The sequence below is a fragment of the Capnocytophaga sp. oral taxon 863 str. F0517 genome (genome assembly GCF_000466425.1).
Lineage (GTDB): Bacteria > Bacteroidota > Bacteroidia > Flavobacteriales > Flavobacteriaceae > Capnocytophaga.
Genome location: NZ_KE992164.1, coordinates 41006 through 49947, shown reverse-complemented (window position 1 = coordinate 49947; position 8942 = coordinate 41006). Strand labels below are relative to the sequence as shown.

The window sequence follows — 8942 nt, the reverse complement described above, 5'->3', positions numbered from 1 at the left end:
GAAGAGTGAAAAGTGAAGAGTGAAAAGTGAAGAGCCGCTATTCACGCTTCATTTTTCACTTTTCACTAATTTTAGTTTTTCCCAAAACAGTTGGGTAGGGAAGCCTACCACATTGTTATAAGAACCTTCGATGGAGCGGATACCTACCGCTCCAATCCATTCCTGGATACCATAGCTGCCGGCCTTGTCATAAGGCTGGTAATGGGTGAGGTAATAGTCAATCATCTCTGGGGTGAGGGTGGCGAAGGTAACCAAGGTCGTGTCGTGGAAACAGATTTGCTGCCGGGTAGTGCTTAGGCATACAGCGGTAATCACTTGGTGGGTACGCTCGGAGAAGCGGCTAAGGGTTTGGAAGGCATCGGCATAGTCCTTGGGCTTTCCGATAGCCTCACCTTCGAACCAAATGAGCGTATCGGCGGAGATAAGGATTTCATCCTCTTGGAGGGAAGCAAGCAGTGGAGCGGCCTTCTGCTGGGCGATATACATGGGGATAGCAGCCCCCTGAAGCTCGGAAGGGTAGGACTCTTCACAAGAGGAGAGGCGCACCTCAAAGTCTATTGCCAAATCCTTGAGGAACTGCTGGCGACGTGCCGAAGCAGAAGCAAGAACGTATTTCATTAAGAGTTTTGAGTTTTTAATTTTAAGTTTTGAGTTAACGGTTTATGCAAGTCACAGTAAAAAGTGAAGCGTGAAAGCAGAGTGTTTGCTATTCACGCTTCACTTTTTTCTTTATTCAATTAAGGTTTGTTTATCTTAAGATATAGACGAATCCACTAAGGATAAAGGCGTTTACAAAATCTACAAAGAAGGCGCCGACCATTGGAACGATGAGGAAGGCCTTATGAGAGGGGCCAAATTTGTCCGTGATGGATTGCATATTGGCTACCGCAGTTGGGGTTGCTCCCAAGCCAAATCCACAGTGTCCGCCGGCTAATACGGCAGCATCATAGTCCTTACCCATTAGGCGGTAGGTGACAAAGTAGGCATAGGTGCTCATTACGAAGGTCTGTACTGCCAAAATTACGAGCATAGGGAGTGCTAAGTCCAAAAGCTGCCATAGCTTGAGGTTCAGAAGCGCAATACCTAAGAAGAGACTTAGGGAAGCATTACCAAAGACATCAATGGCACGATCGAACATTTTGATTTTGAAGACGTAGGTGAGTATATTGCGTAAGAATACGCCAAAGAATAATGCCCAAACGAATTGAGGTAAGGTGAACTTCTCAGGGAAGAAAGCCTTTACCGTCTCGGAGTCCATCAGGGCGGAGAAGGAGAGGCAGGCAGCAAAGAGTGCCATGGTCTCAATAGCGGACTTGGAGGTGATAAGGCGTTGTTTTTCAGGTTGTTCGAATACACCTACTTCTGTGTCGTTATCATTGTTGTTCTTTTGAGCTTCCTCGGAGAGTGGTTTTCTACCCATTTTATTGACCAAGCGGCGTGCGACAGGCCCTCCGATGAGTCCTCCTAAAACTAAACCAAAGGTAGCGGAGGCCATCCCTAAGGCAGTAGCCCCTTGTATATGATAATCTTGTTCGAGTACCTTACCCCAAGCCCCAGCAGTACCATGTCCACCGGTGAGGGTAATGGAGCCAGTTACTAAGCCTATGATAGGCTTTAGGCCGAAGGCAGAGGCCAAGCCTATCCCTACAATATTTTGTACCACGATGAACAGTGCTACTATCCCTAAGAAGATGAACAATCCGACACCTCCTGATTTCAAGCGGGAAAGGTCTGCACTCAGTCCGATAGAGGTAAAGAAAAATAGCATGAAGGAGTCCTGGAGTCCCTTGTCAAAATTCAAGGAGATTCCTTCCCCTAAAGTAAGTCCGTTTTCGAAGGAAAGCCCCGTTACAGTATATAAGAGGTAGACAAGGAAGGACATCAATAGCCCTCCGGCCACCGGTTCAGGAATGTTGAAGTTTTGGAGCAATTTGATTTTAGTAACAAGAAGTCGCCCAAGGAGCAATACCAAAGTAGCCGCAATAAGGGTGTAGTAAGGGTTAACAACGATTGTATTCATAACAAAAAGGTTTGATTTTGATATTAATAAAAAATCCTCTTAGCATTTTTATGATAAGAGGATTATAGTACCTGAGGAGGGAATCGAACCCTCACTCCGAAGAACACGAGTTTGAGTCGTGCGCGTCTACCAATTCCGCCACTCAGGCAATTATTGTTATGAATTTTCGAGTGCAAAAGTACAACTTTTTTTTTAATCTGCAAAAAAATCATTCTTTTTTTTTCAAAGTCATTTTTAATTTATATCTTTGCACCTGAAAACAAAGTAGCCGTCTTTTGGCTGTAAAAAATCGTAAATTACTTATAATTAGTTCATTTTATGGAATATTCGATGCCAGCTGTCAAGATTTTTGCTTGTACCCAAAGCACTGAATTAGCAGGCAAAATTGCTCAAGCCTATGGGGTTGAGCTGGGAAAGGTACTTTTCTCCCGCTTCAGTGATGGAGAATTTCAACCTTCTTTCGAGGAATCGGTGCGAGGTGCACGTGTTTTTATCGTAGGCTCTACCCATCCTTCTTCTGAAAATCTGATGGAGATGCTCCTGATGATCGATGCCGCTAAGCGTGCATCCGCCAAGCATATCACCGCGGTGATGCCTTACTTTGGTTGGGCTCGCCAGGACAGAAAGGACAAGCCTCGTGTGCCTATAGCTGCGAAGCTGGTAGCCAATCTCCTTGAGACAGCCGGTGCTACTCGTGTTATTACCATGGACTTACATGCGGATCAAATCCAAGGCTTCTTTGAAATTCCGGTAGACCACCTCTATGCCTCTACCATATTTGTGCCTTATATCAAGTCCTTGAACTTAGAAAACCTCTGTATTGCCTCTCCCGATATGGGAGGTTCTAAAAGAGCGCACTCCTATGCCAAATTCCTCAATAGCGAGGTGGTGATTTGCTACAAGCAACGCAAAAAAGCCAATGTGATTGAGAAAATGGAACTCATAGGCGAGGTAGAAGGTAAAAACGTAATCTTGGTAGACGACATGGTCGATACTGCTGGTACCTTGGTCAAAGCCTCCGAGATTATGAAGGAAAAAGGAGCGGTGAGCGTACGTGCGATCTGTACTCATGCGATCCTAAGTGGCAACGCCATCGAAAGAATACAAGCCTCTCCGATGGAAGAGCTTATCGTAACCGATTCTATCCCGCACCACTTACAGACACCAAAGATACACATTTTGAGCTGTGATAAGCTCTTTGCCGATGTGATGCGTTCGGTACACGAACACGCCTCTATCAGTAACAAATTCTTAATGTAAATTTTAAATTAATATATTTTTATGCAATCAATTACAATCGTAGGATCTCAAAGAGAAAGCGTGGGCAAGGCAGCAAGCAAGGCCTTACGTAATGCTGGAAAGGTCCCTTGCGTACTATACGGGGGGGATAATACCATTCACTTTTCAGCAGACAGCTTAGCCTTCAAAAAGTTGGTATATACTCCTAATGTATATACAGCAACGATTGAATTAGAAGGAAAGACTTATACTGCTATCCTTCAGGATATTCAGTTCGACCCTGTAACGGATAACATTCTCCATGTGGACTTCTATCAGCTTCACAAGGACAGAGAGATTACGCTTGCCGTACCTATCAAGGTAGTAGGTACAGCCCCTGGGGTAATGGCTGGTGGTTCTCTTCGTATCGTGAACCGTAAGCTAAAGGTAAAAGCCCTTCCAGAGAATCTGCCAGACTTCGTTCCTGTGGATATTTCTTGGATGGAAATGGGTAACCGCTTCTATGTGACCAGAATTCCACAAGAAAGCTACAAGATCATGCATCCGGACAACACCGTAGTATGTCAGGTACGTGTATCTCGTGCTGCTCTTAAGGCGGCGCAAGAGGCTGCAAAGGCTGAAACTAAGAAAAAGAAATAATTTTTGTCTGTAGCTCATGTATAGTAAGAGGCTGCCTCCCGTGGGAGACAGCCTCTTCTTTTGGATGTTATGAGATTTTATATCGTTCGCTCAATCACGTAATCTACGATTTGGCGTAGGGAGGTCTTATAAGGGGAATCGGGGAAGTCCTCGAGGATGGATAAGGCTTTGGCCTGATAGGCATGCATTTGGGTTTCTGTATGGGCAATCCCCCCATGCGCCTTGACATACTGGATTACTTCCCTTACACGCTTCTTGTCGGTGTTGTGATTTTTTACGCTATTAATCAGCCATTTGCGTTCTTTTTCGTCGGCCTGATTGAGGGCGTATATCAGCGGTAGGGTCATTTTCTGCTCCTTGATATCAATTCCGGTAGGCTTACCGATAGCCTCGTCGCTATAGTCAAATAGGTCATCTTTGATTTGGAAGGCCATACCTACATATTCTCCGAAGGCACGCATCTTCTCGATTAGCGCAGCATTATCGGGTTGTACCGAGCAAGCGCCCATAGCACAACAGGCCGCGATTAGGGTAGCCGTCTTCTGGCGAATAATCTCGTAATAGACCTCTTCGGTGATGTCCAACCGGCGCGCCTTTTCCATTTGGAGTAGCTCTCCTTCGCTCATCTCGCGTACGGCTACCGAGATGATGCGCAGTAGGTCAAAATCGCCATGGTCTATGGAGAGTAGCAATCCCTTGGAGAGGAGGTAGTCCCCCACCAAGACCGCAATCTTATTCTTCCATAAGGCATTGATGGAGAAGAAGCCACGTCGCTTGTTGCTATCGTCCACCACATCGTCATGCACCAAGGTAGCGGTATGAATCAGCTCAATAACCGAGGCACCTCGGTAGGTACGCTCATTGATGGCACCTTCCCCGGCGAGTTTGGCCACCAGGAAGACGAACATAGGGCGCATCTGCTTGCCTTTGCGATTGACAATGTAGTGTGTGATACGGTTGAGCAAGGCCACCTTGGAGGACATGGAATTTCTGAATTTGTCCTCGAAGGCAGCCATCTCTGCCGCTATAGGTTCTTTGATTTGTTCGGTAATCTTAGCCAAGGTAATTTGTTGGGTTTAGGTTATTCCCATTCGAGAAGGCGTCTTTCGCCCTCTATGGTCTTGATATCAGTGATGTCTTGGGACATTTCTATCACCCCCTTGTAGTTCTTTTGGGCATCGCGCACGGCGAAGTAGCGGACATAGATGAGGCGACCGCGGAAGTTGAACCAAAAGTTAGCCTCATTTTGAGTGCCATTGCGGAAGGCTTCCACGATTTTCAGTACGGTACCCACACTTTTAGGAGGGTGGCAGAACTTCACCTCGCGGCCGATGATACCAGCGCTTCGCGGGAAGACACGCTCCTCACCACGGTTGTAGAAGATTACCTTGTCGTGCTCATCCACAAAAGTAATGTCTACAGGAAGGGTCTTCAGTAGCAAGTTCACTTGCTCGACGGTCATATAGCCTTCGTCGTAGTGCTGTGCCTTGTCGTCAAAGACCACATCGGTACGCAGGGTAGTATCTTGGGAAGGGTGTACATAGCCCTCTTCGTTGGGGTAAGAAGGGGGTGGGGTAGGGAGCATCCAGCCGATCTCATCCTCGCCCTGGCGCATCTTAATCCAGTCCTCATCGGAGAGGATTTCCAAGGAGCGTGCAAAGAGAATGTTGTATTCTACGGAAAGCAAGCGCAGGAGGTTCTCTTCTATATAGACCATGTTCTCACGCGCTTTGTCTAACTCCTTGTCTTCCAAATTCTTTCTTACCAAGCGGAACATATCGCGGATGGTATCGTGGAATGACCACATATTCTGGGAGGGGTTCGTCCAGCCCTTTTGTTCCAGGAAGGGGAAGAGTTGGTTTTCCTTTCTCTGGAAGCGTTTCTCCACGGTGGAGAGCTGGTTGAAGAGGTTGTAGAACTTCTGGTAGTCCACCTGGGGATCAGTCTGCATGATCTCGTCCAAGAGCTTCTCAATAAGCTCAGTCTCATGCAGATACGTACGTATAGGGTGCCCTTCGGCTAATTCTGAATACATATCTGTAAGGGTATTTAACAAGTGGCAAATATACAACTTTTTTTTGAAGAAAGAAAGCCAAATATTCCTTTGAGGTTTTGGAAAAAATAGCTATCTTTGCTCTCTAATTTTAAGTGAAAGTAACCATGACAAAAGAAACAACTTTTGATGTGCTTATTGAAATTCCTCGTGGAAGTAGAAATAAGTATGAATACGATTTCGAATTAGGCAAGATGCGCTTCGATAGAATGCTCCATACCTCCATGGTATATCCTACCGACTATGGCTTCATTCCTGAGACCTTGGCCGATGATGGCGACCCCTTGGACGTTTTGGTCATCTCCACCATTCCTTTCTTCCCAGGCTGTGTGGTAGAGGTAAAGCCTATAGGAATCCTCTATATGTCCGATGAAAAAGGAGGTGATGAGAAAGTACTTTGCGTGCCTAAGGCCGACCCTATGGTCAAATCCCTCAGCCAGCTCAACGAGGTAAACCCTCACCTTACTAAGGAAATAGAACACTTCTTCAAAGTGTATAAAGACTTGGAAAACAAGAAAGTAGAGGTGCGTGGCTGGGGCGATGCTGAAGCTGCCCTAAAGGTATACAAGGAATGTGTAGACCGCTACGAAGGACAAAGCGCTAAGAAATTTGTTCTTTAATTGTTAATTATCAAGGGTTAAAGAACTAGAAATATATATCTATAAAATTTGTAAGTAACTCATTATCAATCATTCATTATTACATCCCCCCTGCCCCCCTCAAGGGGGGAGTTACGGAGTGGTATCAAGCAGGGTGGTGAAAGTTTAATCTAAGTATACTGATAACCAGCATGATAGTTCAACGGTATCCTATTCCCCCCTTGAGGGGGGCTAGGGGGATGTTGTAAAAAGCCTTTGACAATCATACAAGTTAACTATATTAGTCTATTTTTTAACTATTGATTCGCATTGATAATTAATCATTAGCAATTAAAAATTAACCATTAAGAAGATGGCAAAGAAAGAGAAAGAAAAAGTAGAAGAGATTAAGGACAAGGATGCCAAGGCACAAGCCCTGAAGCTGGCTTTGCAACGCTTGGAGAAGTCCTTTGGAAAGGGAACGGTGATGCGTATGGGAGACAAGGTAGCCGAGAAGGTGGAGGTAATCCCCTCCGGTTCCTTGGGGTTAGATATTGCCTTGGGGGTAGGAGGCTATCCTCGTGGTAGGGTGATCGAGATTTTCGGTCAGGAGTCCTCAGGTAAGACGACCCTTACCCTGCATGCCATTGCCGAGGCACAGAAACTCGGAGGCTCCGCAGCCTTTATCGATGCCGAACATGCCTTCGACCCTTCATATGCCAAGAAAATAGGGATAGATGTGGACAACCTGATCGTATCCCAACCTGATAACGGAGAACAAGCCCTTGAAATCGTAGATGGATTGGTACGCTCCGGTGCGGTGGATATCATCGTTGTGGACTCTGTGGCCGCACTAACCCCAAAAGCAGAAATAGACGGCGAGATGGGGGACTCCAAAATGGGGGTACATGCCCGATTGATGTCCCAAGCCTTGCGCAAAATCACCGGTAGCATCAGTAAAGCCAACTGTGTAGTGATGTTTATCAACCAGCTCAGGGACAAAATCGGGGTGTCCTTCGGAAATCCTGAGACAACCACCGGGGGGAATGCCTTGAAGTTCTATGCCTCTGTACGTGTGGATGTACGCCGACAAACTACCCCTCTCAAAACAAAAGAAGGAGAAGCCTATGGTAGCCTTACCCGTGTAAAAGTGGTCAAAAACAAAGTGGCACCTCCCTTCCAAGGAACAGAGTTTGAAATTATATACGGGGAAGGTATCTCCAAGGTTTCCGAAATCGTAGATTGGGGAACTGACTTTGATATACTCTCCAAGAGTGGCGCCTGGTATAGCTACGGCGGTACCCGCCTGGCCAACGGCCGTGATGCCATGAAGGCCTTACTAATGGACAATCCCGAAATGGCCGAAGAGATAGAGGCTAAAATCAAGGAAGCCGTCAAAGAAGGAAAAGTAGTGGTGAAGAAAAAAGGCAAGAAAACAGCAGCTAAAGGCAAAGCTGCAGCGCCTGATGAAGAGGAAGAAGAATACGATGAACCGGAAGAGGACGACGATTTCCCAGAAGAGGAAGAAGACGATTAGTAGTGGTTAGTGGTTAGTGATTAGTGGTTAGCGGCTAATCACTAACCACTAACTACTAATCACTGTCTTCCCTTCACAGAGAAAGGAACGCCCAGTCCCAAAGGGATTTTCTCTATCTCATTATCTAAGGTAATGCGTGTCCAGCCACCATTGGCACGGCATCGGATTCTAAGATCGCTATCCTTACTTCCCTTTAGCTCAACAGGCTGCAAGGCTACCCAAATCACTCCTTTAGGAGCAAAAACGGACAATTCCTTGGTAAAAATCTGTCGTTTTCTGCTGGTAGGAACCTCTATATAGATAGGCTTTTCTATCAAGGGCTTAAAGAGGGTATGTTCCTTATTACTCTGGTAAACCACCACACGTAGCACACAACGGTCAAGGGTGTTGGCCACAATATTCATCTCAAACTTTGTAAGAAAAGTATTCTTGTGCAGTGAGATAAAGTCGCCCAATTCTACATCTTCGTTTCTTTGGTTTTCTCCCCCGACTTCTTCTGTGGGAGTAATACTCATCGTAATAATGGTAGGTAAGCCTTTTCCTTTGAGGGTACGCTCCTTAGGCTGCTTAGCCGTAAAGGTCGCCTCAGGAAGTGCAATCTCGGCTGACTCCAAGACCACTTTGTCGGTGATATCCTTCTTTACAAGCACCTTATGCTTATAGCTTAGATGTCCGAAGTAGATACTATCGGTCTCCTTGGCATGGAGGGCATCCAAAGAAAAGCCTCCCTGCTCATCACTGATAAGACCTTTGGAAGTTCCTTTGATGCCTATATTTACATATTCAATAGGATGGTTTTGGCTATCCTGTACCACTACTTTTTGTGCAAACCCACTCAGGGAGCAGCAACATAAAAAGAGAAAAAACTTCATGTTA

9 protein-coding genes and 1 tRNA gene are annotated in these 8942 nt (G+C 45.9%); 4 read left to right on the top strand and 6 right to left on the bottom strand.

All coding sequences use genetic code 11. From position 1 onward, the window contains the following. Positions 1–48: 48 nt before the first annotated feature. The 3 genes from HMPREF1551_RS08480 to HMPREF1551_RS08470 all read right to left on the bottom strand — a co-directional run bounded on the left by HMPREF1551_RS08480 (position 49) and on the right by HMPREF1551_RS08470 (position 2168). Positions 49–618, bottom strand: a complete 570-nt coding sequence (locus HMPREF1551_RS08480; protein ID WP_021628695.1) for a Maf family nucleotide pyrophosphatase — start codon at positions 616–618, stop codon at positions 49–51. A 130-nt stretch (positions 619–748) separates the two neighbouring features. Continuing rightward, on the bottom strand, positions 749–2020 hold the full coding sequence (gene gltS / locus HMPREF1551_RS08475; RefSeq protein WP_021628694.1) for a sodium/glutamate symporter: 1272 nt from the start codon (positions 2018–2020) through the stop codon (positions 749–751). Positions 2021–2088: 68 nt separating this feature from the next. Beyond that, positions 2089–2168, bottom strand: a tRNA-Leu gene (locus tag HMPREF1551_RS08470). A 170-nt stretch (positions 2169–2338) separates the two neighbouring features. Here HMPREF1551_RS08470 and HMPREF1551_RS08465 point away from each other — a divergent pair. Next, a complete protein-coding gene (locus HMPREF1551_RS08465) occupies positions 2339–3280 on the top strand; it encodes a ribose-phosphate pyrophosphokinase (protein WP_021628693.1) in 942 nt (313 codons plus the stop codon). 21 nt (positions 3281–3301) lie between these two features. Continuing rightward, a complete protein-coding gene (locus HMPREF1551_RS08460) occupies positions 3302–3898 on the top strand; it encodes a 50S ribosomal protein L25/general stress protein Ctc (protein WP_021628692.1) in 597 nt (198 codons plus the stop codon). A gap of 77 nt (positions 3899–3975) precedes the next feature. Here HMPREF1551_RS08460 and HMPREF1551_RS08455 read toward each other — a convergent pair whose 3' ends face one another. Continuing rightward, positions 3976–4914, bottom strand: a complete 939-nt coding sequence (locus tag HMPREF1551_RS08455) for a polyprenyl synthetase family protein (protein ID WP_051317860.1) — start codon at positions 4912–4914, stop codon at positions 3976–3978. A gap of 65 nt (positions 4915–4979) precedes the next feature. Further along, positions 4980–5933: a DUF438 domain-containing protein gene (locus HMPREF1551_RS08450; RefSeq protein WP_021628690.1), complete on the bottom strand. Its 954-nt coding sequence runs from the start codon at positions 5931–5933 to the stop codon at positions 4980–4982. A gap of 125 nt (positions 5934–6058) precedes the next feature. Between HMPREF1551_RS08450 and HMPREF1551_RS08445 the strand changes: the two genes are divergently transcribed. After that, complete coding sequence (locus HMPREF1551_RS08445; RefSeq protein ID WP_021628689.1) at positions 6059–6571, top strand: inorganic diphosphatase; 513 nt, start codon at positions 6059–6061, stop codon at positions 6569–6571. Positions 6572–6902: 331 nt separating this feature from the next. Further along, positions 6903–8066, top strand: a complete 1164-nt coding sequence (recA, locus tag HMPREF1551_RS08440; protein ID WP_021628688.1) for a recombinase RecA — start codon at positions 6903–6905, stop codon at positions 8064–8066. A gap of 59 nt (positions 8067–8125) precedes the next feature. Here the strand turns inward: recA and HMPREF1551_RS08435 are convergent, their stop codons facing one another. After that, entirely contained in the window at positions 8126–8938 is an 813-nt protein-coding gene (locus tag HMPREF1551_RS08435; protein ID WP_021628687.1) for a carboxypeptidase-like regulatory domain-containing protein, read from the bottom strand. Between the last annotated feature and the right edge of the window lie 4 nt (positions 8939–8942).